Annotated in this window: 25 protein-coding genes; 23 read left to right on the top strand and 2 right to left on the bottom strand. The window is 63.4% G+C overall.

Annotation, left to right across the window (positions count from 1 at the left end; all coding sequences use genetic code 11):
• The first annotated feature begins 12 nt into the window (after positions 1 to 12).
• Entirely contained in the window at positions 13 to 1,290 is a 1,278-nt protein-coding gene (locus NKI01_RS12810; protein WP_352963343.1) for a 4-aminobutyrate--2-oxoglutarate transaminase, read from the top strand.
• A 1-nt stretch (position 1,291) separates the two neighbouring features.
• Here NKI01_RS12810 and NKI01_RS12805 read toward each other — a convergent pair whose 3' ends face one another.
• Positions 1,292 to 2,545, bottom strand: a complete 1,254-nt coding sequence (locus NKI01_RS12805) for an NAD(P)/FAD-dependent oxidoreductase (protein ID WP_352963340.1) — start codon at positions 2,543 to 2,545, stop codon at positions 1,292 to 1,294.
• Between the two features lie 423 nt (positions 2,546 to 2,968).
• On the opposite strand from NKI01_RS12805, the gene NKI01_RS12800 reads away from it, so the two are divergent.
• The 18 genes from NKI01_RS12800 (at position 2,969) to trmB (ending at position 20,226) form a co-directional block, all read left to right on the top strand.
• Positions 2,969 to 4,261 (top strand): imelysin family protein, encoded by a 1,293-nt coding sequence (locus NKI01_RS12800; protein ID WP_502899433.1) that lies wholly within the window; start codon positions 2,969 to 2,971, stop codon positions 4,259 to 4,261.
• A 55-nt stretch (positions 4,262 to 4,316) separates the two neighbouring features.
• The gene (locus NKI01_RS12795; protein ID WP_254816251.1) at positions 4,317 to 4,628 is read left to right on the top strand and encodes a (2Fe-2S)-binding protein; all 312 of its coding nucleotides are present in this window, start codon (positions 4,317 to 4,319) and stop codon (positions 4,626 to 4,628) included.
• A complete protein-coding gene (bfr, locus tag NKI01_RS12790) occupies positions 4,594 to 5,079 on the top strand; it encodes a bacterioferritin (RefSeq protein ID WP_023719581.1) in 486 nt (161 codons plus the stop codon). The genes NKI01_RS12795 and bfr overlap by 35 nt, the downstream gene beginning before the upstream one ends.
• Positions 5,080 to 5,175: 96 nt before the next feature.
• Positions 5,176 to 6,699 carry a di-heme oxidoreductase family protein gene (locus tag NKI01_RS12785; RefSeq protein ID WP_502896332.1) on the top strand — a complete coding sequence of 508 codons (1,524 nt, stop codon included), beginning with the start codon at positions 5,176 to 5,178 and terminating at the stop codon, positions 6,697 to 6,699.
• The gene (locus tag NKI01_RS12780; RefSeq protein WP_352515767.1) at positions 6,699 to 7,775 is read left to right on the top strand and encodes an imelysin family protein; all 1,077 of its coding nucleotides are present in this window, start codon (positions 6,699 to 6,701) and stop codon (positions 7,773 to 7,775) included. Before NKI01_RS12785 ends, NKI01_RS12780 begins: the two co-directional genes overlap by 1 nt.
• A gap of 2 nt (positions 7,776 to 7,777) precedes the next feature.
• Positions 7,778 to 8,884, top strand: coding sequence for a DUF1513 domain-containing protein (locus tag NKI01_RS12775; protein WP_352963336.1), 1,107 nt, complete (start codon positions 7,778 to 7,780; stop codon positions 8,882 to 8,884).
• Positions 8,885 to 9,044: 160 nt separating this feature from the next.
• Positions 9,045 to 9,722, top strand: a complete 678-nt coding sequence (gene tsaB / locus NKI01_RS12770) for a tRNA (adenosine(37)-N6)-threonylcarbamoyltransferase complex dimerization subunit type 1 TsaB (protein ID WP_023719577.1) — start codon at positions 9,045 to 9,047, stop codon at positions 9,720 to 9,722.
• Positions 9,722 to 10,216: a ribosomal protein S18-alanine N-acetyltransferase gene (rimI, locus tag NKI01_RS12765; protein ID WP_023719576.1), complete on the top strand. Its 495-nt coding sequence runs from the start codon at positions 9,722 to 9,724 to the stop codon at positions 10,214 to 10,216. The genes tsaB and rimI overlap by 1 nt, the downstream gene beginning before the upstream one ends.
• 21 nt (positions 10,217 to 10,237) lie before the next feature.
• Positions 10,238 to 11,038, top strand: coding sequence for a lyso-ornithine lipid O-acyltransferase (olsA, locus tag NKI01_RS12760; protein ID WP_023719575.1), 801 nt, complete (start codon positions 10,238 to 10,240; stop codon positions 11,036 to 11,038).
• Positions 11,039 to 11,101: 63 nt separating this feature from the next.
• Positions 11,102 to 12,511, top strand: a complete 1,410-nt coding sequence (gene miaB / locus NKI01_RS12755; RefSeq protein WP_352963333.1) for a tRNA (N6-isopentenyl adenosine(37)-C2)-methylthiotransferase MiaB — start codon at positions 11,102 to 11,104, stop codon at positions 12,509 to 12,511.
• A gap of 83 nt (positions 12,512 to 12,594) precedes the next feature.
• Entirely contained in the window at positions 12,595 to 13,587 is a 993-nt protein-coding gene (locus NKI01_RS12750; RefSeq protein WP_023719573.1) for a PhoH family protein, read from the top strand.
• Positions 13,588 to 13,604: 17 nt separating this feature from the next.
• On the top strand, positions 13,605 to 14,102 hold the full coding sequence (ybeY, locus tag NKI01_RS12745; RefSeq protein ID WP_352483242.1) for an rRNA maturation RNase YbeY: 498 nt from the start codon (positions 13,605 to 13,607) through the stop codon (positions 14,100 to 14,102).
• Positions 14,103 to 14,130: 28 nt separating this feature from the next.
• Positions 14,131 to 15,204, top strand: coding sequence for a hemolysin family protein (locus NKI01_RS12740; protein WP_352483241.1), 1,074 nt, complete (start codon positions 14,131 to 14,133; stop codon positions 15,202 to 15,204).
• Positions 15,205 to 15,221: 17 nt separating this feature from the next.
• The gene (locus NKI01_RS12735; RefSeq protein WP_352483240.1) at positions 15,222 to 15,686 is read left to right on the top strand and encodes a VOC family protein; all 465 of its coding nucleotides are present in this window, start codon (positions 15,222 to 15,224) and stop codon (positions 15,684 to 15,686) included.
• 93 nt (positions 15,687 to 15,779) lie between these two features.
• A complete protein-coding gene (gene lnt / locus NKI01_RS12730) occupies positions 15,780 to 17,366 on the top strand; it encodes an apolipoprotein N-acyltransferase (protein WP_352483239.1) in 1,587 nt (528 codons plus the stop codon).
• A 137-nt stretch (positions 17,367 to 17,503) separates the two neighbouring features.
• Entirely contained in the window at positions 17,504 to 17,923 is a 420-nt protein-coding gene (locus tag NKI01_RS12725) for a helix-turn-helix domain-containing protein (RefSeq protein WP_352493770.1), read from the top strand.
• Between the two features lie 300 nt (positions 17,924 to 18,223).
• The gene (gene metK, locus NKI01_RS12720; RefSeq protein WP_023719567.1) at positions 18,224 to 19,513 is read left to right on the top strand and encodes a methionine adenosyltransferase; all 1,290 of its coding nucleotides are present in this window, start codon (positions 18,224 to 18,226) and stop codon (positions 19,511 to 19,513) included.
• An 11-nt stretch (positions 19,514 to 19,524) separates the two neighbouring features.
• Complete coding sequence (trmB, locus tag NKI01_RS12715) at positions 19,525 to 20,226, top strand: tRNA (guanine(46)-N(7))-methyltransferase TrmB (protein ID WP_352963329.1); 702 nt, start codon at positions 19,525 to 19,527, stop codon at positions 20,224 to 20,226.
• Positions 20,227 to 20,272: 46 nt separating this feature from the next.
• On the opposite strand, the gene NKI01_RS12710 is transcribed toward trmB, so the two are convergent.
• Positions 20,273 to 20,437 (bottom strand): hypothetical protein, encoded by a 165-nt coding sequence (locus tag NKI01_RS12710; protein WP_023719565.1) that lies wholly within the window; start codon positions 20,435 to 20,437, stop codon positions 20,273 to 20,275.
• Positions 20,438 to 20,720: 283 nt separating this feature from the next.
• Between NKI01_RS12710 and rimP the strand changes: the two genes are divergently transcribed.
• The 4 genes from rimP to infB are packed head-to-tail and all read left to right on the top strand — an operon-like array spanning position 20,721 to position 26,248.
• Positions 20,721 to 21,353, top strand: a complete 633-nt coding sequence (gene rimP / locus NKI01_RS12705) for a ribosome maturation factor RimP (RefSeq protein WP_023719564.1) — start codon at positions 20,721 to 20,723, stop codon at positions 21,351 to 21,353.
• A gap of 46 nt (positions 21,354 to 21,399) precedes the next feature.
• Positions 21,400 to 22,995, top strand: a complete 1,596-nt coding sequence (nusA, locus tag NKI01_RS12700; protein WP_023719563.1) for a transcription termination factor NusA — start codon at positions 21,400 to 21,402, stop codon at positions 22,993 to 22,995.
• A gap of 38 nt (positions 22,996 to 23,033) precedes the next feature.
• On the top strand, positions 23,034 to 23,684 hold the full coding sequence (locus tag NKI01_RS12695; protein WP_352963445.1) for an RNA-binding protein: 651 nt from the start codon (positions 23,034 to 23,036) through the stop codon (positions 23,682 to 23,684).
• Positions 23,681 to 26,248, top strand: coding sequence for a translation initiation factor IF-2 (gene infB, locus NKI01_RS12690; protein ID WP_023719561.1), 2,568 nt, complete (start codon positions 23,681 to 23,683; stop codon positions 26,246 to 26,248). The genes NKI01_RS12695 and infB overlap by 4 nt, the downstream gene beginning before the upstream one ends.
• The last annotated feature ends 110 nt before the right edge of the window (positions 26,249 to 26,358 follow it).

Here is a 26,358-nt window from a genome sequence, read left to right as displayed (position 1 = left end):
GCGAGGGGTACGATGACAAATTCAGCCATTTCCGAACGCAAGAACCAGTCGATTTCCCGCGGCGTCGGCATGACCACTCAGATCTATGCCGATCGCGCCGAAAATTCGGAGATCTGGGACGTCGAAGGCCACCGCTATATCGATTTCTCGTCCGGCATCGCTGTCGTCAACACCGGCCACCGTCACCCTAGGGTGATCGAAGCGGTCAAGGCGCAGCTCGACCGTTTCACCCACACCTGCTACCAGGTCGTGCCTTATGAGAGCTATATCAGGCTGGCAGAACGGCTGAACGGCATGCTCCCCGGCAAGTTCGACAAGAAGACGATTTTCGTCACCACCGGCGCCGAGGCGGTCGAGAACGCGATCAAGATCGCCCGCAATGCCACCGGCCGGCCGGCGGTCATCGCCTTTTCCGGCGGCTTTCACGGCCGCACCTTCATGGGCATGGCGCTGACCGGCAAGGTCGTGCCTTACAAGGTCGGCTTCGGCGCCATGCCGGCGGATGTCTTCCATGCGCCGTTCCCGGTGGCGCTGCACGGCGTCTCGGTCGCCGATTCGCTGGCCGCGCTCGACCGGCTGTTCAAGGCCGATGTCGACCCGGCCCGCGTCGCCGCGATCATCGTCGAGCCGGTGCAGGGCGAGGGTGGCTTCTACGAGGCGCCGCGCGACTTCATGACCGCATTGCGCAAGATCTGCGACCAGCACGGCATGCTGCTGATCGCCGACGAAGTGCAGACCGGCTTTGCCCGCACCGGCAAGATGTTTGCCATGGACCACCACGAGGTGGCGGCCGACATCACCGCCATGGCCAAGAGCCTGGCCGGCGGCTTCCCGCTGGCGGCCGTCACCGGGCGTGCCGAGATAATGGATGCGCCGAGCCCCGGCGGGCTCGGCGGCACCTATGGCGGCAGCCCGATCGGCGTCGCCGCGGCGCATGCCGTGCTCGACGTCATCGATGAGGAGAAGCTCTGCGACCGCGCCAACACGCTAGGCAACCGTCTGAAGCAGCGCCTGCAATCGATCCGCGACGAAGCGCCTGAGATTGTCGATATCCGAGGACCTGGCTTCATGAACGCGGTCGAGTTCAACGATGTGACGAAGGGGCTGCCGTCCTCGGAACTCGCCAATGCGGTGCGGCTGAAGGCGCTCGACAAGGGCCTGATCCTGCTGACCTGCGGCGTCTACGGCAACGTCATCCGCTTCCTCGCGCCGATCACCATCCAGGACGCCGTCATGAACGAAGCGCTCGACATCCTCGAAAGCTCGATCCGCGAAGTTCGCGCCGCCTGAGCTATCCGGCCGCTCTTGCAGGCTCTGCCTGCTGGAAGGCGGCGAGCGCCGCCTTCAGCCCGTCGGGCCCGGTCGCGACAATCTGCGGCGACGGCGAAAAGCCGGCGCCGAGCATCTTGCGGCCAAGCATATGGTCGCCGGGCCGGTTGACCGATTCGATGCCGAGCAGCCGGCTTGCGGCGTAGTGGTAGATCGAGAATTTGTTTTCGGCCACGTCGCCCAGCACGACATGGCTGTCGCCGCCCGCAATCAGGCCGACCATCTGCAGCTTCATGTCGCCGATATCGGACCAGAACCACGGCACCGCCGAGTAATTGTCGGCATGGCCGATGATGGTGCGCGCGGCGAGCCGCGCCTGGTCTGTGGCGTTCTGCACCGATTCCAGCCGCACATCGACGCCGGTGAACCAGTGCCGGTAGGAGGCGGCGTCGCCGATGGCGAGGATTTCCGGCACCGACGTGCGCATCTGCTGGTCGACGCGGATGCCGTTCGCGATGGCAATACCGGCGGCTTCGGCCAATTCGACATTCGGCACGACGCCAATGCCGATGACGACCATCTGTGCCGGCAATCTCTCGCCGGACGAGGTGATTGCAGCCGAAACACGGCCGTTCTCGCCCTCCAGCCGTTCGATGGTGGTGCCGGTGAGGACGCGCACACCGGTGGCTTCCAGCCGCTTGCGCACATGGCCGGCGATGACCGGCGCCACGGCGCGGCCGAGCAGTCGGTCGATCGCCTCGACCACCGTGACCTTGCGGCCGGCGGCGGTGAGCGTCGCGGCAATCTCCAGGCCGATGAAGCCGCCGCCCAGGATGACGGCCTCCTCGCTTTGCGCGCTCAATTCGCGGATCAGGCGGGCATCGCCGAGCGAGCGCAGCGACACAACGCCGGAAAGCTCCGAACCCGGCAGCGGCAGCAGGCGCGGCCGCGCGCCGGTGGCGAGGACCAGCCGCTCGAACGGCAGCACGCCGCCGCCCGATATCTCCAGCCGGCGGCCGCCTACATCGAGGCGCTCGATCCGGAGGCCTGGCCGGTAGTCTATGGCGCTGCCGGTATAAAAAGCCTCGCCGCGCAACGGCTGCGGCTTTGCTTGCTGATCCTTGATGAAGGTCTTCGACAGCGGCGGCTTGTGGTAGGGCAACTCGTTTTCGTCGCCGATCAGGATCACCGGCCCGTCATAGCCCTCTTCGCGCAGGCTGGCGGCCGCTTGCACGCCCGCATGACCCGCACCGACAATGACAACCCCGTTCTTCATAACAGCCCGATTCCTCATCCAAATCTAGGACGTCCCGCCAGCTGGCGATTGTCCGGCGCCGCCGCAAGAACGCCGATCCGGGTCGCACCCGGAATGCCCCCCTGTCAATCGCGTCATGCGCCGGCATTCCTGATACATCGGTGTTAAAGTTGACAGTTCTAGTTTAGAATAATTCTAAACTGTTGTTTCAATTGAATTTTTTCTAGACCACCAGTTGACATCCGGCGTCTTCGCCGTTTTATGGAAGCTCGCGCGTCAGCGCATCCCTTTGATGTCTGGGCCTTGAACCCTTTCGATTGGAGGCATTTCGGTGTCTTTCTTCCGCGAACCGCGCGATGGCGCGACCCTTCTTTGCCCGCTGGCAACTGCCCGCCGCGGCGCCGGCATTTCATTGATTCCCGAGGAGAGACAGTCATGAGAACGATGATCACGGCGCGGTATGGCGGCAGGCTTGCGGCGATCGGCGCCACCGCGATGCTCACGGCGGCGGTGTTCGTGCTGCCGGCCAAGGCGCAAACCGATGCTAAGGCGGTCATCAAGACCTATTCCGACATTGCGCTCGCCAAATACGAGGATTCGCTGATCACGGCCGAGGCGCTCGACAAGGCTGTCGATGCACTGCTCGCCAAGCCATCGGCCGAAACGCTGAACGCCGCCCGCGAGGCCTGGAAGGCATCGCGCGTTCCCTATCAGCAGACCGAGGTCTATCGCTTCGGCAATGCGATCGTCGATGACTGGGAAGGCAAGGTGAACTCCTGGCCGCTCGACGAGGGCTTGATCGACTATGTCGCCAAGGGCTACGGCACCGAGTCGGACGCCAACGCGCTCTATACCGCCAATGTGATCGCCAACAAGTCGATCGAGATCAACGGCAAGAAGGTCGACGCTACCAATCTGACGCCGGAGTTCCTCTCCGGCACCCTGCAGGAAGCCGGCGGCATCGAGGCCAATGTGGCGACCGGCTATCACGCCATCGAATTCCTGCTATGGGGCCAGGACCTGCACGGCACCGGTCCTGGCGCCGGCGAGCGGCCCTACACCGATTACGATCTTGCCAATTGCACCGGCGGCAATTGCGACCGTCGCGGGCAGTACCTGAAATCGGCGAGCGACCTTCTGGTTTCCGATCTCAAGGACATGGTCTACGACTGGAAGGAAGGCGGCGCCGCCCGCAAGAACCTTGTCGATGGCGAGCCGAACGCCGCCATTTCGACCATCTTCACCGGCATGGGCTCGCTGTCCTATGGCGAGCTCGCCGGCGAGCGGATGAAGCTCGGCCTCTTGCTGCACGATCCGGAAGAGGAGCACGATTGTTTCTCCGACAACACCTACAATTCCCATCTCAATGACGCCGTCGGCATCCGCGCCGCCTATCACGGCAGCTACACGCGGCTTGACGGCACTGTCGTCGAGGGGCCGTCTGTGGCCGACATGGTCAAGGCGGCCGATCCGGCGATCGACAAGGAATTGTCGGACAAACTGGATGTCACCGTCGCCAAGATGGAGGCCATCAAGGCGCGGGCGCTTGCCGGCGAGGCCTATGACCAGCAGATCGGAGAGGGCAACACGGAAGGCAATGCCACCGTGCAGGCGGCGATCGACGCACTGGTCGATCAGACCAAGTCGATCGAACGCGCCGTCGGTACCCTGAAGCTCAATGCCATAGCCTTCGAGGGATCGGACAGCCTCGATTCACCGGACAAGGTGTTCCAGTAAACTATCGAAACCACCAGCCACGCGGCGCAATGAGCGCCGTCAGCCAGGGCGCCAAATGCTGATCTGCCATTGCAACATCATCACCGAAAAGGAGATAGAGCAGACGATCGTCGGACTGCTGGATGAGGACCCTTGGCAGCTTATCGTGCCGGCGAAGGTCTATCATGCCATGCACAAGCGCGGTCGCTGTTGCGGCTGCTTCCCAAATGTGGTCGAAACGATCATTCGGGTCACCGAAAATTACCACACCCGCTCGGCGGCGAGCGGCGTGGACATTGTTTCACACCTGGATCGCGTCAGAGGCCTGCGCGTCCAATACGGGAGCAGAACCCATGAAAGGCGAACAGCAGATCATAGAGCGGCTTAACGAGGCTCTGTTTCTGGAACTTGGAGCGGTCAATCAGTACTGGGTGCATTTCCGGCTGCTGGAAGACTGGGGATACGCCAAGCTGGCGAAGAAGGAACGCGCCGAATCGATCGAGGAAATGCACCATGCCGACCGGCTCGTGGCGCGCATCATTTTCCTCGAGGGCCATCCGAACCTGCAGTCCGTGGCGCCGCTGCGCATCGGGCAGAATGTCAAGGAAGTGCTCGAATCCGATCTTGCCGGCGAATATGACGCGCGCACTGCCTACAAGCGGTCGCGCGAGATCTGCAACGAGGCAGGCGACTACGTGACGATGAAGCTGTTCGAGGAATTGCTGACTGACGAGGAAGGTCACATCGACTTCCTCGAGACGCAACTCGATCTGCTGGCCTCGATCGGCGAAGAAAAGTATGGCCAGCTCAACGCGGCGTCGGCCGACGAGGCGGAATAAGGACATGCGGGAATGCGGCGCACCCTAGATTTCATGCGCCGCTTGCGGCCGGCCGAGCATTGCGGCCCGCCGCCTCAGAAGAAGCCGCGATACGGAATGGTTCGCGGCGCTTTTCTTGCCGTGGTGGCGACGCTCACAGCCTCGGCGCTGGCCGGAGCGCCGCAACCGGCGGGCCTTGCCACCAGCCGCACCGATCTGGCGCCGAAGGATCTGGCGCGCGTCATCGCCATTACCAGGCCGACCAGCGATTTCTCCAAGCCCGAGCAATTCGAGCTAATGCAGGGCGGCGCCGGCACCTCGAAGAAGGACGTCAACAAGGACGCCTTCTCGCAATCCTCTGCCAACATCAGCTTCGAGGAAGAGGGCACCTTCAAGCTCGGCAACGCCATTTTCCGCAAGAACTGGGTGTCCTCGCCATCCTCGACACAGGCCTCGGATGGGCTCGGTCCGCTGTTCAATGAGCGCGGCTGCCAGAACTGTCATCTGAAGGACGGCCGCGGCCATCCGCCCGAAGGCGACAGCGGCACCACCTCGATGTTCCTGCGCCTGGCAAGGCAAGCCAGTACCGAGGAGGAGGAAGCCGCGCTCGCCGATCACAAGGTGCTCAACTTCCCCGACCCGGTCTATGGCACGCAATTGCAGGAATTGGCGGTACCCGGCCTGCAGGGCGAGGGCAGGATGCATGTCGACTATCAGGACGAGAAGGTGAAATTGGCGGATGGCAGCACGGTGTCGCTGCGCAAGCCGAGCTATTCGGTCGAGGGCCTCGCCTACGGGCCGCTCGACCCGCACACCACGCTGTCGCCGCGCATGACGCCGCCGATGATCGGCCTCGGCCTGGTCGAGCAGATCGCTCCTGCCGACATCCTTGCGCGTGCCGATGCGGCCGACCGCGATGGTGACGGGATTTCCGGCAGGCCCAACATAATACGTGACGGCAGCAGCGGTGAACTGACGCTCGGCCGTTTCGGCTGGAAGGCGCAGGCGGCATCGATCCGCCAGCAATCGGCGGACGCTTTTGCCGGTGATATCGGCATTTCGACGCCCGAGGTGCCGAAGCACTGGGGCGATTGCACCTCCGGAGAAAAGACCTGCCTTGCCCTGCCTAACGGCGTGCAGGAGCGCCTCGGTCCGGTCGAAGCGCCGCCGCCGATCATGGACCTCGTTACCTTCTATTCGCAAAACCTTGCCGTGCCGGCCCGGCGCGGTCTCGACAGACCGGACGTGCTCGCCGGCAAAAAACTGTTCTACGATATGGGCTGCATCTCCTGCCATACGCCGAAATTCGTCACCCGTCGCGGCACCCCGAATAAGGCGCAGGCCTTCCAGCTGATCTGGCCGTATTCCGATTTCCTGCTGCACGACATGGGACCAGGCCTTGCCGACGGGCAGGCGGTGGGCGAGGCCACGGGAAGCGAATGGCGCACGCCGCCGCTGTGGGGCATCGGGCTCACCCAGACCGTCAGCGGCAACACCTTCTTCCTGCATGACGGGCGCGCGCGCAGCCTGGCCGAGGCGATCCTGTGGCATGACGGCGAGGGCCAGAAGGCGCGTGACCGCTTTGCCGCCGCTGATGCGGCCGATCGCGATGCGCTGATCAAATTTCTGGAGTCGCTCTGATGCCGAAGCGTCTTGCGCTTGCGCTCGCTCTGCTGGTCCTCAACGGTGCGCTGCCAGCATCCGCGGCGGTGAAGGCTTCGGATGTGATCCAGCGGGCGACCGACGGCTTCGTCCGCCCGGCCTACGCCAGGCTGCATGACCATGCGGACGGCTTGGCGAAGATCATGCACGCGCTTTGCCAGGCGCCCTCGCAAGACAATCTCGATGCGGCACGCGCCGAATTCTCGGGTGTCGTGGATGCCTGGTCGGTGGTGGAAATCATCCGTTTCGGGCCGATCTCCGAAAACAACCGGCTTGAGCGCATGCTGTTTTGGCCGGACCGCAAGAGCATCGGCCTGAAGCAGGTGCAGGCAGCACTTGCCGGCAAGGATCCGACAGCGGCCGATCCGGCCCAGCTGGCGACAAAGAGCGTCGCCATGCAAGGGCTCGGCGCACTGGAATTCGTGCTCCATGGTGACGGCGCCGATCAATTGGCGGGCAGGGACGCCGCCTATCGCTGCGCCTACGGTGCGGCCATTGCCGGCAATATCGAGGCAATCGCCGGCGAGGTCAGCGATGCCTGGACCAAGCCCGACGGTTTTGCCGCGCTCTGGGCCAATCCGGGTCCGCAGAACGCGCTCTATCACGGCGGCACCGAAGCGGTGACCGAACTGGTCGGCGTCTTCATCAACGAGCTGGAAATGGTGCGCGACGTGCGCCTGAAAGGCTTCCTGGGCGCCAAGCCGGAGGCCGACAAACCGAAACAGGCGATCTATTGGCGCTCGCAAAACACCGCCCGCTCGCTGACCGGGAACCTGGCGGGCATGGACGCGCTGTTCCAGGCCTCGCAGCTTGGCGACGCGCTGCCGCCCGATGCGCGCTGGATGGCGGAATCGGTTCACATCCAGCTCACCAACGGGATCGAGGCGGCCAAGGCGATCAGGGGTCCGATCGACAAGGCACTTGCCGATCCGGCGCTGCGCCGCAAGCTCGATTATTTCTCGCTGGTGACATCCAGCCTGACGACCCTGATCGGAACCAGGCTGACCGCCGAATTTGGCCTGACCGCCGGGTTCTCGTCACTGGACGGCGACTGATCATGAGGACGCCGCTGATCGATCGGCGCGATTTCCTGAGGGCCGCAGGCGCTGGTTTCGTAGCGGCGATGGCGCCGTCGGCCTGGGCAAAGACACTCGACGCCGACGCGGTCTTCGCCACCGCTTTCGTCAAGCGCGACGGCAGCTATGGCGTGGCCGTCCTGTCCAAGGCCGGCAAGTTGTTGCACACGATCGATCTGCCCGATCGGGGCCACGACGTTACTTTCGACCCGGTGTCGAAGCGGTCGGTGGTGTTTGCCAGGCAGCCGGGCACCTTTGCTGTCGTCTTCGACCATACCGGCCGCGATGAACCGCAGACCATTGCCAGCGTTGCCGGCCGACATTTCTTCGGCCATGGCCTGTTCTCGGCCGACGGCACGCTGCTCTACGCCACCGAGAACGATTTCGACAATGCCGCCGGCGTGGTCGGCGTCTATGACGCGCATGCGAAATTCAAGCGCATCGGCGAGTTCCCGACCTACGGCATGGGCCCACACGAGCTTTTGCTGCTTTCCAATGGCAGGACGATTGCTGTGGCTAATGGCGGCATCGAGACGCATCCGGATTATGGCCGCGCAGAGCTCAATATCGCAACGATGAAGCCGTCCTATGTTCTGGTCGACCGCCTTACCGGCGATCTCACCGAAAAGCACGAATTGCCGCCGGCGCTGCACCAACTGTCGATCCGCCATATGGATGCCGACCGGTCCGGCACCGTCTGGTTCGGCTGTCAATACAGGGGGCCGGGTACCGATCGTCCCCCGCTGGTCGGCCGCGCGCCGCGCGGCAAGGACTTGCAATTGCTCGACATGTCGCAAGACGTGCTCTCCGGCTTCAGGAACTATATCGGCTCGGTCGCCGCCAACCCTGCCGCCGGCACCATCGCCGTGTCTTCGCCTGAAGGGAATTCGCTTGCCGTGATCGACACCGCCAGCAGCCGCATCGTCGCTACCAAGGCGCTGGTCGAGGTCTGTGGCGTGGCGCCCGATGGGAAAAGCTTCATGGCGACGACGGGCGCCGGCGAAATTGTCGAGGGCGGTGGCACGATCCGTTCCGAGCCGGACTATGTCTGGGACAATCACGTGCTGCGTATCGAGCAGATCGGCTAATCCTGGCAACGGTTTGTGGCAGTTGCGTTCGTCGAAACTTACCTTCTTGGACCCACACTCCAAGCAAGTCGCCTGAAGATTTGTGGATATTCCCCTTGCGGGGATCAGCCCTGGCGGGCAGAGGGAGGCTGCTTTCGAAACTGTCTCAACCGGGCGCTTCATGAAGTTGCTTGCCATCGACTGTGCCGCCAATCTCTGCGCCGCCTGCGTCTACGACGCGGCGGCCGGGAAAGAACTCGGCCGTTCGGTGCTCGATCTCGGCAAGGGTCATGCCGAGCATCTGATGGGTGTCATCGAAGGGGCGTTGAAGGCGGCCGGAACGGACTTTACCGGCCTCGGCGCCATTGCCGTTGCGACCGGTCCGGGCTCCTTCACCGGTCTGCGCGTCGGCGTCTCGGCGGCGCGCGGCCTTGCGCTGGCGCTGAAAATCCCCGCGATCGGCGTGACGACTCTGGAGGCGTTGGCCGCAGAGGCCGCAGCGATATTTCCCCGCCGCGCCGTGCTCGCCGCGCTCGATGCAGGCCGCGAGGAGATCCATGCGGCGCTTTACGATGAGAGGTCGGTTCTGATCTATGGTCCGGCTGTGACCACGCTCTCGCAAGCCGCAGCCATGGCGACCGACATCTCTCCGGTTCTGGCGGGCACGGCGGCAACCCAAATTGCCGCGGCGGCCGGGCGCAGCTTCGATCTCGGCGGGACGGCGGCCACCGCCGACATCGCCGTCTATGCCCATCGGGCCGCAGCCAAGGGCGAGGGCGAAAAGCCGAAACCGCTCTATCTGCGCGGCGCCGACGCCAAGCCGCAGGCCGGCTTTGTTTTATCGAGGCAAAAAAACTGATGCGCATTCCGTTCCTCCAGCCGCGCCGCAGGGACTATGCGCTCGAGCCGCTGACAATTGCCGACAGCGCGGCCATGTCGGTGCTGCATCGCGAGGATTTCGCGCGGCCGTGGACCGACGACGAATTCGCCGCACTGCTCGAGCAGGACACCGTGTTCGGCTATGCCGCGCGCGAGACCGGACAGGGCGCCAAGCCGCCGGTCGGCTTCGTGCTGGCGCGGCTGGCGGCCGGCGAGGGGGAGGTCCTGACGGTCGCGGTGGCACGCTCGCATCGGCGCCGGGGGCTCGGCTGGCAATTGATGGATGCGGTGCTGCGCGAATTGCACGCACAGCGCGCCGAGGCACTTTTCCTCGAGGTCGACGAGACCAACGTCGCTGCGATCGCGCTCTATCGGCGGCTTGGCTTCCGCGAGGTCGGCAAGCGCGCCAACTATTACAAATCGCCGGAACACGGCCCGACCGGCGCGCTTGTCATGCGCCGCGATCTTCGCTAGCCAAACGCCGGGGTGGTGCGGATGATCGGAAAAATCAGGATTTTCCTGGCGCTGGGGCTGGTTGTCGTCGGCTCATTGGTGCTTGTGCCGCTGCAGGTCCTGTCGATGAGGACCGGGCTCTGGCGCGAGACCTTCATCCTGAAGATCTGGCACAGGATGATCGTCAGGGCGCTGGGGCTGCGCATCCATGTCAAGGGGGCGCTGTCCGGCCAGCGCCCATTGCTGATTGCCGCCAACCACATCTCCTGGACCGACATCATGGTACTGGGGTCGATGGTCGACGTGACGTTCATCGCCAGGGCCGACATGGCCGGCTGGCCGTTGATCGGCATGCTGTCGAAGCTGCAGCGCACTGTCTTCATCGAACGTGAGCGCAAACGTTCGTCGGGCGACCAGGCGAGCGAGATCGCCGGCCGCATGGCTAAGGGCGACGCCATGGTGCTGTTTGCCGAAGGCTCGACCGGCGACGGCAACATGATCCTGCCGTTCAAGAGTACGCTGTTCGGCGCCGCTACAATGGCGATTGCGGAAGGGGCGGCCGAACAGGTCTTCATCCAGCCGGTGGCGATCGTCTATACGCGCCTGCATGGCGTGCCGCTCGGCCGCCGGCATCGGCCGGTTGCCGCCTGGATCGGCGATGAAGAGCTGATGCCGCATCTGAAGGTGCTGATGGCCGAGGGCGCCCTCGACGTCGAGGTGCATTTTGGCGAGGCGATTGCTTTCTCCAAGGGCTCCAGCCGCAAGGAAACGGCAAAGCAGATGGAACGCCAGGTGCGCGAGATGGTACAGGCGGCTCTCGCCGAACCGCGCCCAAGCCGGTAAGCCGCGCAGGTTCCGGCCAGATTCGTCTGTTTTTTGTCAGGGAAAGGCGCTAGAAGCCGCGAAATGGAATTGAACACGATAGAACGCGACGACATCGGCGCTGCCGCCGAAAACCTAGTCGTTCTGCCTGCCGCGACCAGAAAGGTCTTCGTCAAGACCTATGGCTGCCAGATGAACGTCTACGATTCGCAGCGCATGACCGATGCGCTGGCGGCCGACGGCTATGCCGCGACAGACGCTATCGGCGAGGCTGATCTGGTGCTGCTCAACACCTGCCACATCCGCGAGAAAGCGGCGGAAAAAGTCTATTCGGAACTTGGGCGCATCCGTGAGTTGAAGGCGGAACGTGCTAAGGCCGGGCGCGAAATGCTGGTCGGCGTCGCCGGCTGCGTGGCGCAGGCCGAGGGTGCCGAGATCATCCGCCGCTCGCCGGCCGTCGATCTGGTCATCGGCCCGCAGACCTACCACCGGCTGCCCGGTGTGCTGGCGAGGGCGCGGAGCGGCGAAAAGATCGTCGAGACCGACTATGCCGTCGAGGACAAGTTCGAGCATCTGCCGCAGCCGAAGCGCGCCGAACTGATCAGGCGCGGCGTGACGGCGTTCTTGACCGTTCAGGAAGGCTGCGACAAGTTCTGCACCTTCTGTGTCGTGCCCTACACACGCGGCTCGGAAGTCTCGCGGCCGGTGGCACAGATCGTCGCCGAGGCCGAGCGCCTGGCGGATGCCGGCGTGCGCGAGGTGACGCTGCTCGGCCAGAACGTCAATGCCTGGCATGGAAGAGGTGAAAACGGCGCAGAATGGGGCCTTGGCCGGCTGCTGTTCAGGCTGGCCGAGATTCCGGGCCTGGCGCGTCTGCGCTACACAACCAGTCATCCGCGCGACATGGACGATGAATTGATCGCCGCCCATCGTGATTTGCCTACGCTGATGCCCTATCTACATTTACCGGTGCAATCCGGCTCCGACCGCATACTCAAGGCGATGAACCGCAGACATATGGCCAAGGACTATCTGACGTTGATCGACCGCATCCGTGCCGCACGGAACGACATTGCGCTGTCGGGCGATTTTATCGTCGGCTTTCCCGGCGAGACGGAAGCCGATTTCGAGGCGACCATGCAGTTGGTCCAAGACGTCGACTATGCCTCGGCCTTTTCGTTCAAATATTCGCTGCGCCCCGGCACGCCGGGCGCCGAGATGAGTGATCACGTGCCGGAGGCCGTCAAGGACGAGCGCCTGCAGCGGCTGCAGGCGCTACTGCTGAAACAGCAGCAGGATTTCGGCGCAAGCCTGATCGGCAGGACCATCGACACGCTGATCGAAAAGCCGGGCCGCCAGGCCGGTCAGAAGGTTGGCCGCTCGCCCTGGCTGCAGCCGGTTATTGTTGATGAAATGGCCGGCGAAATCGGTGACATTATCCAGGTACGAATCACGAAGACGGGCTACAACAGCCTGTTCGCCGAATTGGCCTGAAGGTCTCGGCAGATGAGGAGAGACGGTTGAGCGCTGCTGAAGTGAAGAACCTGCCCCAGAACCTACCCTCGGGGGCCTCGGATATGGCGCACATCGTACTGACTTTCGACAACAACAAGCTTGCCAGCGCCCTTTACGGCCAATTCGACGAGAATCTGGCCAGACTCGAGCAGAAGCTCGGCGTCGACATCCGCTCGCGCGGCAATCAATTGACCATCAAAGGCTCTTCCTCGGCGGCCGAGCAGGCACGCCGCGCCTTGGACAATCTTTACGGAATTCTGCAGAAAGGCACCGATATCGGCCAGTCCGATGTCGACGGCGCTGTGCGCATGGCGATCGCCGCCGACGACCAACTGACGCTGCCGACACTGGAGCGCAAGGGCAAGGTGTCTGCCGCCCAGATATCGACGCGCAAGAAGACGATCTATGCCCGCTCGCTGAACCAGGACGCCTATATGCGCGCGCTGGAGCGGTCGGAACTCGTCTTCGGCATCGGCCCGGCCGGCACCGGAAAGACCTATCTGGCGGTGGCGCATGCGGCAATGCTGCTCGAACGCGGCATGGTCGAACGCATCGTGCTGTCGCGCCCCGCGGTCGAGGCCGGCGAACGGCTTGGCTTTCTGCCGGGTGACATGAAGGAGAAGGTCGATCCTTATCTGCGGCCGCTCTATGACGCGCTCTACGACATGATGCCGGCCGACAAGGTCGAGCGGGCGATTGCCGCCGAGGTCATCGAGATCGCGCCGCTGGCGTTCATGCGCGGCCGTACGCTGGCGCACGCTGCCGTCATCCTCGACGAGGCGCAGAACACCACGCCCATGCAGATGAAGATGTTCCTGACCCGGCTCGGCGAGAACTCGCGCATGATCGTCACCGGCGATCCGACCCAGATCGATCTGCCGCCAAACACCAAGTCCGGCCTGGTCGAGGCGCTGAGAATCCTCGACGGCGTCACCGGCATGGTGACGGTCCGCTTCAACGAAGGCGACGTCGTCAGGCATCCGCTGGTCGCCGAGATCGTCAAGGCCTACGACCGCGACGGCAAGCTGGCCAGGGGCTTGGGTGTCGAAGGCTGATATGATTATGCGGCCGCATGGCTGAGGAGCAAAAGGCGGGGGGGCCGCTTCCCGTCGAGATCGATATCGCGATCGAGGCCGGAGATTGGCCCGCCGAGACGACGCTGACGCGGCTGGTCGACCATGCCGTCTCGGCCGCCTTTGCCGAAACCGGTGCGGACGGGCGTTCCGAGCTCAGCATCCTCTTTTCCGACGATGCCCATATCCGCACGCTCAATGCCGGCTGGCGCGGCAAGGACAAGCCGACCAACGTCCTGTCTTTTCCGGCTTTTCCGTTTGCCCGGGGCGGGCCGCTGCCGCCGATGCTCGGCGACATCGTGCTGGCCGCCGAGACGGTCGCGCGCGAGGCGGCACTGGAAGACAAGCCGGTCGAGGACCATATCTCCCATCTCGTTATCCATGGCCTGCTGCATTTGCTGGGCTACGATCACGAAACCGACGCCGAAGCGGAACTGATGGAAGCGACAGAGCGCGCAGCACTTGCGAGGCTTGCCATTCCCGATCCCTACACGTAATTACAAAAGATCAATTGACCGGACGATGATGAACGACAAACCAGAGACTGCCGCCCGCCCCGATGCCGGCAGTGCGATCAAGCCTTCCGAAACGACGGAAGAGGGCTCGAGTCCGAGTACCACGACCGGCAGCTTCGCCAGCGAGGCATCGCCTGCCGGTCCTTCCCTGTTCGATCGCGTGCTCGGGCTTTTCAGGCACCGCAACGGCACCAGCCTGCGCGAGGAGATTGCCGGTGCGCTTGCCGAAACGGCGAGCGATGCGGAATCCTTCTCGCCCGGCGAACGCGCCATGCTCAACAATATCCTGCGTCTGCGCGAAGTGCGCGTCGAGGACGTCATGGTGCCGCGCGCCGACATCGAGGCGGTCGAGATCACCACGAAGCTGGGTGATCTTCTGGGGCTCTTCGAACAGTCCGGCCATTCCCGCATGCCGGTCTATTCGGAGACGCTCGACGACCCGCGCGGCATGGTCCATATCCGCGACGTGCTGGCGCACATCACCAAGGTCGCCCGCGTCCGAAAGGGCAGGACGACCAGGAAAACCGCGGTCGCAACGGTTCTCGATCTCGCCCAGGTCGATCTGGCGCGCACCATCGGCGATCTCAACCTGATCCGACCGGTGCTGTTCGTGCCGCCGTCGATGCTCGCCTCCGACCTGATGGGGCGGATGCAGACGACACGGACCCAGATGGCGCTGGTCATCGACGAATATGGCGGCACCGACGGTCTCGTCTCGCTCGAGGATATCGTCGAGATGGTGGTCGGCGACATCGAGGACGAGCACGACGACGACGAGCCGATGATCACCCAGGCCGGCGAAGGCGTCTTCATCGTCGACGGCAAGGCCGAGATCGACGATGTCGCCAAGATGATCGGCGAGGATTTCGCCGCCGGCGAGCACGGCGAATATGTCGACACGATCGGCGGCATGATCTTCAACACGCTTGGCCGGGTGCCGGCGCGCGGCGAAGTGGTGCAGGCCATACCCGGCTTCGAGTTCCATGTGCTCGACGCCGACCCACGCCGCGTCAAGCGCGTGCGCATAGTCGAAACCCTGAAGGGCGAGCGCCGCCGCCGCGCCGCCCGCACCGAGCAGGCTTGAAGGACGCGGCTCGCTCGATGCCGATTGAGGACCCGTTCAAGCACTCGACACTGGGCTCCGGCGTCTTCTACCAGGATCCGCGGGCCGCATTGACATGGCTTGAAAAGGCTTTCGGCTTCGAGCCGAGCATGGTGGTCAGCGATACCGATGGCAGGCTCGTCCATTCCGAGATGCGGTTCGGCGACGGCTATATCATCATCGATTCCGAATGGGCCGACCATATAGCCAGCCCGGCTTCAGTTGCAGGCAAGAACACGCAGTCGGTCTATGCGCGCCTCAAGGACGGGATAGATGCCCACTGTGATCGTGCAAGGGCGGCGGGAGCCGAGATCGTCGAGGAGCCTGCCGACTACGGTGAACGGCAGTACAGGGCGCGCGATCCTGAAGGCCATGTCTGGACCTTTTCCCAGACTGTCCGCTCCGTCCCACGCGAAGAGGCTGAGCGGCTGGGCGGACTGAAGATCGAAGGCTGGCATCGATAGCTATGAGCGGACTTGTTCGCTCTTATCCGGTTTGGAGCCAAGGCCGCGGCCTGATAAATCTTGCTTCCTGATTCGCACGACTCGGAAGCATAGATGGAGCGCCAGGCCGGCCGGATAATTCTGCTTTGGGGCTGGCGGCGCGCGCTGGTGGCGTTTCTTGCCGGCGCGCTGGCGGTTCTCGCTCAGGCGCCTTACGATTTCTTCGCCGTCTGTTTCGTTTCGTTCCCGCTGCTGGTGTGGCTTCTCGATGGCGCGACCGGCGAAGCCTCGGACGGTTTTCTGCGACGCTTGCTGCCGGCTTTCGCCATCGGCTGGTGGTTCGGTTTCGGCTACTTTCTTGCCGGTCTGTGGTGGGTTGGCTCGGCGCTTCTGGTCGAGGCCGACAGCTTCGCCTGGGCCTTGCCGTTCGCGGTGGTTGGCATCCCCCTCGCGCTGGCCTTCTTCTATGGCTTCGCCGCCGTGGTTGCCCGGCTGTTGTGGAGCAATGACATCGGCCGCATCGCCGCGCTCGCCTTCGGCTTTGCGCTGGCGGAATGGTTGCGCGGCTTCCTGTTCACCGGCTTTCCCTGGAATGCCGTCGGCTATGCGGCGATGCCGGTGCCTTTGCTGATGCAGAGCGTGTCGGTGACCGGCATGATCGGCATGAATGCGCTTGCAGTCTTCGTCTTTGCACTGCCGGCCCTGCTTGCGGCGCGCCGGCATCTTCGCCTCGGCGTGGCATTGCTTGTCGTTCTGGTCGTTGCCCATGCCGGCTTCGGCTATATCAGGCTCGCCGCCCCCGAAAAGCCGGCCGCCCGCAGCCTCGACGTCCGTATCGTGCAGCCTGCCGTCGACCTCACGGAAAAATGGGATGCCTCGGTGCGTGACCGCATCTTCGCCACCATGATGGGGCTTTCGGCCAAAGCGCCGGAACCCGGCCATGACAGGCCGCAGTTGATCCTGTGGCCGGAGACCTCCGTGCCGTTTCTGTTCACCGAACGTCCGGATGCCTTGCCTGCCATCGGAGAGATGCTCGGCGATGGCCAGATGCTGGTCGCCGGCGTCGTTCGCGAGGAAGGCGGCTCGGCGACCGGAAGCCGTTACTACAACTCGGTCGTGGCGATCGACGAAAGGGGCGAAATCGTCGATGCCGTCGACAAGGTTCATCTGGTACCGTTTGGTGAATACCTGCCTTTCGCCGATCTGCTCGGCCGCTTTGGGCTTGAGCAGCTTGTCGCCGGCCCAATGACCTTCGCGGCCGGCAATGAGCGGCACCCGATCACGCTGCCCGGCGGCATCCGGGCGCTGCCGTTTATTTGCTATGAGGTCATCTTTCCCGATCTGGTCGCGGTTGACGCCACGTCAGCCGAGCTTATTGTGAACGTCACCAATGACGCCTGGTTCGGCGACACGCCAGGGCCGTACCAGCACTTCAGGCAGGCGCAGATCCGGGCGGTGGAGAATGGGGTGCCCCTGTTGCGCGCGGCCAATAACGGCATTTCGGCCGTTGTCGACCCGCGCGGTCGCATCGTCGACGCGCTCGCTATCGACGCACGCGGCGCCATCGATGTGCGTGTGCCGATCTCCAACCAAGCCATCGTTTCCTCCGGCCAACGACGCATTAACGGAATGCTGATCATGTTTTTGCTTGCCGTTGCGGCATGCATTTTGAACGTAAGGCAAAGGCTACGGGCGAATTGACAGCCGACACATTAGAAACTCATACTGTAAGCGCCTGAAAATTCTCGAAGTCGATAAGGTCGTTCTGTTGGGGCACGGGCCGCGGCGTCGTTTGGGCAGCAAAATAGAAAAAGCCGGAAAAATTCGGCGAGGAAAAAATGACAGAAGAAAACAAGAAAAAGCCGAATCCGATCGACATCCACGTCGGAAGCCGCATCCGGCTTCGCCGCAATATGCTGGGAATGAGTCAGGAAAAACTGGGCGAAAACCTCGGCATAACGTTCCAGCAGATCCAAAAGTACGAAAAAGGCACCAATCGCGTCGGCGCCAGTCGTTTGCAGGCAATCGCCTCGATACTCGGCGTTCCCGTCGCCTTCTTTTTCGAGGATGCGCCCGGTCAGGAGGCCGTGGGCAACCGTGGATTTGCCGAGGATGCGTCGATGACCTCCGCCGTCGAATTCTGCGGCAGCCCGGAAGGCCTCCAGCTGAACCGCGCCTTCGTCAAGATCGCCGACGTGAAAGTGCGTCGCAAGATCATCGAGCTTGTGAAGTCGCTCTCCGCCGACGAGGTCGATTGACTGGCCGTAGCCGGGCATGCAATTTCTCGTGGCTGAGTGCACCGTGGGATGTGCATTCCGCAGATGCGCCGACGCGCGGATCGATTTTGCTCGACATGCTTCCACGAAACCGTTCTCTTCAGCCTGTGAGTGCAAGAGATGAGGGTAGTGCGCCCTGCCGCCGTCTTCTGGACGCAAAGATAATAACGTCAAAATTCATGCCAGAACGGCTGCACGACTTGACGAGCGGCGCCCGGCACCGTTAACAACTGGCGCGCCAAAATCGGCGGCCTGCCGATATTTTTTCAAGAGGGGACACCCGTGACGCGGCACAATTATTTCTTCACCTCGGAATCCGTTGCCGAGGGCCATCCCGACAAGGTCTGCGATCGTATCTCCGACGAGATTGTCGATCTCGTCTACCGCGAGGCTAGAAAGACCGGCATGGACCCGTGGAAAGTCCGCGTCGCCTGCGAGACGCTCGCGACGACCAATCGCGTTGTCATCGCCGGTGAAGTGCGCGTCCCCGAGACGCTGCTCAAGAAGGACAAGGAGGGCAACGTCCTGAAGGATGCGGCCGGTCATCCGATTGTCAACCCGGCCAAGTTCAAGTCGGTCGCCCGCAAGGCAATCCGCGAAATCGGCTACGAGCAGGCCGGCTTCCACTGGAAGACGGCCAAGATCGAGGTCCTGCTGCACGGCCAATCACCGGATATCGGCCAAGGCGTCGACAACGCTTCCGACCGGCAAGGCGAGGAAGGAGCCGGCGACCAGGGCATCATGTTTGGCTATGCCTGCCGCGAAACGCCGGACCTGATGCCGGCGCCGATCTATTACAGCCACAAGATCCTCGAATTGCTGGCCGCTGCGCGCCATGAGGGCAGCGGTGATGCCGGCAGGCTCGGGCCGGATGCCAAGAGCCAGGTGACAGTCCGCTATGTCGACGGCAAAGCGGCGGAAGTGACGCAGATCGTGCTGTCGACCCAACATCTCGATGAGACGTGGGATTCGAAGAAGGTGCGCAACGTCGTCGAGCCCTATATTCGCGAAGCACTGGGCGACCTGAAGATCGCCGACAACTGCAACTGGTACATCAACCCAACCGGCAAGTTCGTCATCGGCGGGCCCGATGGCGACGCCGGCTTGACCGGCCGCAAGATCATCGTCGACACTTATGGTGGGGCTGCGCCTCATGGCGGCGGTGCTTTTTCTGGCAAGGACACCACCAAGGTCGACCGCTCGGCGGCCTATGCGGCGCGTTATCTCGCCAAGAACGTGGTTGCCGCGAAGCTCGCCGATCGTTGCACTATCCAGCTTTCCTACGCGATCGGTGTCGCCCAGCCGCTGTCGATCTACGTCGACCTCCACGGCACCGGCAAGGTCGACGAGGCAAAGCTCGAGCGTGCACTGCGCACCGTGATGGACCTATCGCCGTCCGGCATCCGCCGCCATCTCGATCTCAACAAGCCGATCTATGCCAAGACGTCGTCCTACGGCCATTTTGGCCGCAAGGCCGGCCGCGACGGATCCTTCTCCTGGGAGAAGACCGATCTCGCCAAGGCGCTCAAGGACGCTCTCGCCGAACCGGTCGCCGAAGCAGTCGCCGCCTAACCGCGGCGCCTATGGACCCGAAGGGCCGGCCAAGCCGTGCGACCGAGGCGTTTTTCGGTCGCCGGCGCGGCAAAACCATTCGACCGCAGCAGGCGGCGGCGCTGGAGAGCGGCTTCGCCGCCTACAGGCTCGATCTGACGGTTGAACCGCCAGCCGATCTGCGCAGCCTTTTCGAAGCCGAAGTTTCCGCTGTCCAGCTCGAAATCGGTTTTGGCGGCGGCGAACATCTTCTGCACCGTGCCACGGCCAGCCAGGCGACCGGCTTTATCGGCGTCGAGCCTTTCGTCAACGGCATGGCCAAGATGATGATGGCGGTCCGGGAGCGGCCGCTTGCCAATCTGCGCGTCTATGACGACGACGCCACACGCCTGCTTGACTGGCTGCCGCAGGCTTCGCTTGACGGCATCGACCTTCTCTACCCGGATCCGTGGCCGAAGAAGAAGCACTGGAAGCGGCGCTTCGTCAGCCCGGTCCATCTCGACCGCTTCGCGCGCGTCTTGAAGCACGGCGGAAAGTTCCACTTTGCGTCAGACATCGACAGCTATGTGAACTGGACGCTGCTGCATTGCCGGGCGCATGGCGCCTTCACGTGGCAGGCAAACGAAGCAGCCGACTGGCGTCGGCCCTATGATGGCTGGCCGGGGACGCGCTATGAGGCCAAGGCCATTCGCGAGGGCCGACGGCCCGCCTATCTCACCTTTGTGCGGAAATAGCAGGAAGTCCGAGCTGAGCGGCCGAAGGCTCTCCTGTTCACTTGGCTTAGAAGCGGCGGATTTTATCGAAGGCTGCCGGCTCCATGCCCAGATTGCGCAGATCATTCGCACGCGGCTTGCGACCGTTTTCCACAGCACGCGACGCTGCTACGGCGCTGCCAAACACGCTAAAAAAGTCGCCTATGGCTGAAAAAAATCCACGATTGTTCATGATCGGATCCTTCCGAGCGTAGTGAGCGCTCCAATTGTGCAATGCAACATAGATAGTCGTGCGTTGCCGGTGCTCAAAGGAGGATTACTGCATGGGCGCCATGCATTTGGCGCAGCGCTGCGGACTCGGAGCCTTGCCGTCATGCACGACGGGCTTGAAACGACGGCCACGATCGTCTATATCAGCTTCAAATTCTTGGTCGGTATGACGAAGAGTGGGTCCACCCGGTCCCGCTCTTTTTTATTACCTGCCGGCCAAGCAGGAATCGAACGACAGGGACCGAATGACAGTGACGGCAAGCGAAGGCGACGACCGCATCATCCGCGAAAGCGGCATCGATGCTCGCATCGCGCTGATCGTTCAGCCGGTACTGCGCGCCATCGGTTTCCGCTTGGTACGTGTGCATCTGTCGGGCCAGAACGGGCTGACGCTGCAGATCATGGCCGAGCGCGAGGACGGCACGATGACTGTCGAGGATTGTGAAGAGGTTAGCCGGGCAGTATCGCCGGCGCTCGATGTCGATGATCCGATCGAGAAGGCTTATCATCTCGAAGTGTCGTCGCCGGGCATCGACAGGCCGCTGGTCCGCAAATCGGACTTTGCAGCCTGGACCGGCCATCTGGTGAAGATGGAAACGTCGGTTCTCGTCGCCGACCGCAAGCGCTTCAAGGGCAAGATCGCCGAAAGCGACGCGGACGGTGTGCTGATCGAGCGCGACAAGGCCGCTTACGGCGAGGAGCCGACGGTGCGTGTTCCCTACGATGCGATTGCCGAAGCGCGGCTGGTTCTGACCGATGATCTTATCCGCGATGCGCTGTCGAAGGATAACCGGGCGCGCAAGGAAGCCAGAAAACGCCGCGGCGAACCCGAAGACGCACCAGAGGGTGCGGAAGACGAAACCGAACAGGAAATGTGATTGGGCTGCCGGCCGTAAGGTCGGCAACAAGCTCGGGAGAAAGAAGATGGTTGTAAGCGCCAACAGGCTTGAACTGCTGCAGATCGCCGATGCGGTCGCGCGTGAAAAGTCGATCGACAAGTCGATCGTCATCGCCGCTATGGCCGATGCGATCCAGAAGGCCGCGCGCTCGCGCTACGGCCAGGAAACCAATATCCGGGCCGATATCAATCCGAATACCGGCGAGATGAAGCTGCAGCGGCTGATGGAAGTGGTCGAGAAGGTCGACGACTACGCGACGCAGATTGCCATTTCCTCGGCGCGCGAGCGCAATCCGGACGCCCAGCTCGGCGATTTCATCGCCGAACAGCTGCCGCCGATGGATTTCGGCCGCATCGCCGCCCAGTCGGCCAAGCAGGTCATCGTGCAGAAGGTGCGCGAGGCCGAGCGCGACCGGCAATATGACGAGTACAAGGACCGTATCGGCGAGATCGTCAACGGCACCGTCAAGCGTGTCGAATACGGCAACGTCATCGTCGATCTCGGCCGCGGCGAGGCGATTATCCGCCGGGACGAGCTGATCCCGCGCGAAAACTATAAATATGGCGATCGCGTCCGCGCCTACGTCTATGACGTGCGCCGCGAACAACGCGGCCCGCAGATATTCCTGTCGCGCACCCATCCGCAGTTCATGGCGAAACTGTTCACCATGGAAGTGCCGGAAATCTACGACGGTATCATCGAGATCAAGTCGGTCGCCCGCGATCCGGGTTCGCGCGCCAAGATCGCTGTCATCTCCCGTGACAGCTCCATCGATCCGGTCGGTGCCTGCGTCGGCATGCGCGGCAGCCGCGTCCAGGCGGTCGTCGGCGAATTGCAGGGCGAGAAGATCGACATCATTCCGTGGTCGCCCTCGGCCGCGTCCTTCATCGTCAATGCATTGCAGCCGGCGGAAGTCGCCAAGGTCGTGCTCGACGAGGATGCCGAGCGCATCGAGGTCGTCGTCCCCGACGACCAGCTGTCGCTGGCCATCGGTCGCCGCGGCCAGAACGTCCGTCTTGCCTCGCAGCTCACCGGCTGGGATATCGACATCCTGACCGAGCAGGAAGAGAGCGAACGGCGCCAGAAGGAATTCGTTGAACGGTCGTCGCTGTTCATGGAAGCCCTCGACGTCGACGAGATGGTCGGCCAGGTGCTCGCTTCCGAAGGCTTCACCAGCGTCGAGGAGGTCGCGTATGTCGATTCCGGCGAAATCGCGTCGATCGACGGCTTCGACGAGGACACGGCTTCGGAGATCCAGACCCGCGCCCGCGAATATCTGGAGAAGATCGAAGCCGAGCATGACGAGAAGCGCAAGGCGCTCGGCGTTAAGGACGAGCTGCGCGAGATTCCCGGCATCACCACCGCCATGATGGTGACGCTCGGCGAGGACGGCGTGAAGACGATCGAGGATTTCGCCGGCTACGCCGCCGACGACCTGACCGGCTGGAAGGAACGCAAGGACGGCGAGACGAAGGTATTCCCGGGTGTGCTCGCCAACCACGGCGTGTCGCGCGCCGATGCCGAGCAAATGGTCTTGGCCGCTCGCCTGAAGGCTGGCTGGATCACCGAAGACGAGCTTGCCGCCGAGGGCGTGCCGGCTGACGAAACCGTCGGTGCGTGAGGTGAAACCGCATCGCACCGAACCCGCCCTTGGACGAGATGAACGATCGCACCTGCATCGTCACCCGCAGGCAAGCCGAACCGGATGAGCTGATCCGTTTCGTCGTCGGCCCGGATTCGGCCGTCGTTCCGGACATCAAGAGAAACCTGCCCGGCCGCGGTTGCTGGGTGACCGCCGACCGCCTACATATAGACAAGGCAGCGGCGAAAAACCTGTTTGCCCGTGCTTTTAAGGCGCAGGTGACCGTGCCAGCCGATCTTGGCGGCATGGTCGACGCGCTGCTTTCCAGGTCCGCTCTGGGCATGCTTGGCCTGGCCCGCAAGGCGGGCGCCATAGCGCTCGGAGCGGCCAAGGTCGAGAGCGCCGTGCGCGGCGGACTTGCACTTTTCGTGCTCCACGCGACCGAGGCTTCCGACGATGGCGTCCGCAAGATAAGCCAGGCGCGACGGGCAACCGTCCACCTCGGCGGGCCTGCGATCCGCGCTTACAAACTTTTCTCCGAGGCCGAGTTGAGCTTGGCATTGGGGGGTACAAATGTGATACATGCTGCCGTTCTCGCGGGAGACGCGGGCAGGGCGGTCCAGAAGCGCATGGTTGCGCTCGACCGATATCGGGGCGGTTCCCCGGACGATCTGGCAATGCTTGCGGCCGTTGCTGACGAAGATGATGCCGCAGAGGATATGGAATGAGCGATACGAAATCGGGCGACGACAAGACGCTGAGTGTTACGCCGAAGAAGACCTTGACGCTGAAGCGCCCCGGTATGGAACAGGGCACGGTGCGCCAGAACTTCTCGCACGGCCGCACCAAATCGGTGGTTGTCGAGACCAAGAAGCGCAAGTTCTCGCTGCCCGGCGACAAGCCGGAGCCGGCGGCAGCGCCTGTGTCCGTCTTCACGCCGAAGCCGGTCGCGGCAGCGCCTGCCGTGCAGGAAGCCCCCAAGGCGCCGCCGCCTCCGCCGCCGGTCGAACGCGGCGGCATGGTGCTGAACGAGTTGTCGCGCCAGGAAATGGAAGCACGCCGCCGGGCTCTCGAGGGCTCGAAGGTCCGTGACGTCGAGGATCGCCAACGCGCCATCGAGGAGGCCAAGCGCCGCAGCGAGGACGAGGAGCGCCGCCGCCGCGAGCGCGAGGAATCGGCTCGCCGTCAGGCCGAGGAAGAGGCACGGCTGCAAGCCGAGGCTGAATCCCGCCGCCGTGCCGAGGAAGAGGCACGCCGCCGTGCGCCGCTGGCCGCCGAACTGGCGACAGTCGATGACGAGGAAGAGGTCAAGCCGAAGCGGACCGGTGCCGGCGCACCAGTGCGCCGTCTGGTCACGCCCGAAGTGGCGCGTCCGGCCAAACCGACCAAGGGCGAGGAAGACCGCCGCCGCGGCAAGCTGACGCTGAATTCGGCGCTTTCCGACGAGGATGCGCGCGCCCGCTCGCTGTCGTCGATGCGCCGCCGTCAGGAGAAATTCAAGCGCGCGTTGCATAATGAGCCACGCGAGAAAGTCATGCGTGAAGTGATCCTGCCCGAAACCATCACCATCCAGGAGCTGGCGCAGCGCATGTCCGAGCGCGCTGTCGACGTGGTCAAGTTCTTCATGAAGCAGGGCCAGATCCTGAAGCCTGGCGACGTCATCGACGCCGACACGGCCGAACTCGTCGCGACCGAATTTGGCCACACGGTCCGCCGCGTCGCCGAGTCCGACATCGAAGAGGGCTTGTTCAACATCGCCGATCGTCCCGAGGACCTGCAGCCGCGTCCGCCGGTGGTAACCATCATGGGCCATGTCGATCACGGCAAGACCTCGTTGCTCGATGCCATCCGAAATGCCAACGTGGTGTCCGGCGAAGCCGGTGGCATTACGCAGCATATCGGCGCCTATCAGGTCGAGAAGAACGGTAACAAGATTACCTTCATCGACACGCCCGGCCACGCCGCCTTCACGGCGATGCGTGCCCGCGGTGCCCAGGCGACCGATATCGCCATCCTGGTGGTGGCGGCCGACGACAGCGTGATGCCGCAGACGATCGAATCGATCAACCACGCCAAGGCGGCCGGCGTTCCGATCATCGTGGCGATCAACAAGATCGACAAGCACGACGCCGACCCGCAGAAGGTGCGCTCGGAACTGCTGCGCCATGAGGTGTTCGTCGAATCCATGGGCGGCGAGGTGCTGGATGTCGAGGTGTCGGCGACCAAGGGCATCAATCTCGACAAGTTGCTCGAAGCGATCCTGCTGCAGGCCGAAATCCTCGACCTGAAGGCCAATCCGGACCGCACCGCCGAAGGCGTTGTCATCGAAGCCCAGCTCGACAAGGGCCGCGGCCCAGTCGCAACCGTGCTGGTGCAGACCGGCACGCTGATGCCGGGCGACATTCTCGTCGCCGGCAACGAGTGGGGCCGGGTGCGCGCGCTGGTCAACGATCGCGGCGATCAGGTCAAGGAAGCGCCGCCGGCAATGCCGGTGGAAGTCCTCGGTCTGCAAGGTACGCCGCTGGCCGGCGACCGCTTCGCCGTTGTCAACAACGAAGCCCGCGCCCGCGAGATCACCGAATATCGCCAACGTCTGGCGCGCGAGAAGGCGGTGGCCAGGCATGCCGGCCAGCGCGGCTCGCTTGAACAGATGATGTCGCAATTGCAGACCAGCGGATTGAAGGAATTCCCGCTGGTCATCAAGGGCGACGTGCAGGGTTCGATCGAGGCGATCAACGCGGCGCTCGACAATCTCGGCACCGACGAGGTGCGCGCCCGCATCGTCCATGCGGGCGCCGGCGGCATCACCGAAAGCGACGTGTCGCTGGCGGAGACCTCGGGGGCTGCGATCATCGGCTTCAACGTTCGTGCCAATGTGCAGGCGCGTGCGGCCGCGGCTGCGGCAGGCATCGAGATCCGCTACTATTCGATCATCTACAATCTCGTCGATGACGTTAAGGCGGCGCTCTCCGGCCTGCTATCACCGGAGCGTCGCGAGACCTTCATCGGCAATGCCGAGATCCTCGAGATCTTCGACATCACCAAGGTCGGCAAGATCGCCGGCTGCCGTGTCACCGAAGGCAAGGTCGAGCGTGGTGCGGGCGTGCGCCTGATCCGCGACAACGTCGTCATCCACGAAGGCACGCTGAAGACCCTAAAGCGCTTCAAGGACGAGGTTTCGGAAGTTCCGGGCGGTCAGGAATGCGGCATGGCCTTCCAGAACTACGAGGACATGCGCGTCGGTGACGTCATCGAGTGCTTCCGCGTCGAGATGGTAACCAGGACGCTCTGAGTTCGAGCGTCTTGAGTTCGAGCATCTATTGAGACCGGGCGGTGGTCGAAAGGCCGCCGCCCAAACCATATGAGACATGCGGCGCGGTTCCATCCCGCGCTTCACGATTT

Origin of the sequence: Mesorhizobium sp. M0815 (assembly GCF_040319995.1) — a bacterium.
Lineage (GTDB): Bacteria > Pseudomonadota > Alphaproteobacteria > Rhizobiales > Rhizobiaceae > Mesorhizobium.
Note: the sequence above shows the minus strand (reverse complement) of the source record. Positions and strands in the feature narration are given on the sequence as shown.

Bases quoted from the DNA above. Each gene is read 5' to 3' on its own strand.
- NKI01_RS12810 (WP_352963343.1), top strand. From the start codon at position 13: ATGACAAATTCAGCCATTTCCGAACGCAAGAACCAGTCGATTTCCCGC.
- NKI01_RS12805 (WP_352963340.1), bottom strand. From the start codon at position 2,545: ATGAAGAACGGGGTTGTCATTGTCGGTGCGGGTCATGCGGGCGTGCAA.
- NKI01_RS12800 (WP_502899433.1), top strand. From the start codon at position 2,969: ATGATCACGGCGCGGTATGGCGGCAGGCTTGCGGCGATCGGCGCCACC.
- NKI01_RS12795 (WP_254816251.1), top strand. From the start codon at position 4,317: ATGCTGATCTGCCATTGCAACATCATCACCGAAAAGGAGATAGAGCAG.
- bfr (WP_023719581.1), top strand. From the start codon at position 4,594: ATGAAAGGCGAACAGCAGATCATAGAGCGGCTTAACGAGGCTCTGTTT.
- NKI01_RS12785 (WP_502896332.1), top strand. From the start codon at position 5,176: ATGGTTCGCGGCGCTTTTCTTGCCGTGGTGGCGACGCTCACAGCCTCG.
- NKI01_RS12780 (WP_352515767.1), top strand. From the start codon at position 6,699: ATGCCGAAGCGTCTTGCGCTTGCGCTCGCTCTGCTGGTCCTCAACGGT.
- NKI01_RS12775 (WP_352963336.1), top strand. From the start codon at position 7,778: ATGAGGACGCCGCTGATCGATCGGCGCGATTTCCTGAGGGCCGCAGGC.
- tsaB (WP_023719577.1), top strand. From the start codon at position 9,045: ATGAAGTTGCTTGCCATCGACTGTGCCGCCAATCTCTGCGCCGCCTGC.
- rimI (WP_023719576.1), top strand. From the start codon at position 9,722: ATGCGCATTCCGTTCCTCCAGCCGCGCCGCAGGGACTATGCGCTCGAG.
- olsA (WP_023719575.1), top strand. From the start codon at position 10,238: ATGATCGGAAAAATCAGGATTTTCCTGGCGCTGGGGCTGGTTGTCGTC.
- miaB (WP_352963333.1), top strand. From the start codon at position 11,102: ATGGAATTGAACACGATAGAACGCGACGACATCGGCGCTGCCGCCGAA.
- NKI01_RS12750 (WP_023719573.1), top strand. From the start codon at position 12,595: ATGGCGCACATCGTACTGACTTTCGACAACAACAAGCTTGCCAGCGCC.
- ybeY (WP_352483242.1), top strand. From the start codon at position 13,605: ATGGCTGAGGAGCAAAAGGCGGGGGGGCCGCTTCCCGTCGAGATCGAT.
- NKI01_RS12740 (WP_352483241.1), top strand. From the start codon at position 14,131: ATGAACGACAAACCAGAGACTGCCGCCCGCCCCGATGCCGGCAGTGCG.
- NKI01_RS12735 (WP_352483240.1), top strand. From the start codon at position 15,222: ATGCCGATTGAGGACCCGTTCAAGCACTCGACACTGGGCTCCGGCGTC.
- lnt (WP_352483239.1), top strand. From the start codon at position 15,780: ATGGAGCGCCAGGCCGGCCGGATAATTCTGCTTTGGGGCTGGCGGCGC.
- NKI01_RS12725 (WP_352493770.1), top strand. From the start codon at position 17,504: ATGACAGAAGAAAACAAGAAAAAGCCGAATCCGATCGACATCCACGTC.
- trmB (WP_352963329.1), top strand. From the start codon at position 19,525: ATGGACCCGAAGGGCCGGCCAAGCCGTGCGACCGAGGCGTTTTTCGGT.
- NKI01_RS12710 (WP_023719565.1), bottom strand. From the start codon at position 20,437: ATGAACAATCGTGGATTTTTTTCAGCCATAGGCGACTTTTTTAGCGTG.
- rimP (WP_023719564.1), top strand. From the start codon at position 20,721: ATGACAGTGACGGCAAGCGAAGGCGACGACCGCATCATCCGCGAAAGC.
- nusA (WP_023719563.1), top strand. From the start codon at position 21,400: ATGGTTGTAAGCGCCAACAGGCTTGAACTGCTGCAGATCGCCGATGCG.
- NKI01_RS12695 (WP_352963445.1), top strand. From the start codon at position 23,034: ATGAACGATCGCACCTGCATCGTCACCCGCAGGCAAGCCGAACCGGAT.
- infB (WP_023719561.1), top strand. From the start codon at position 23,681: ATGAGCGATACGAAATCGGGCGACGACAAGACGCTGAGTGTTACGCCG.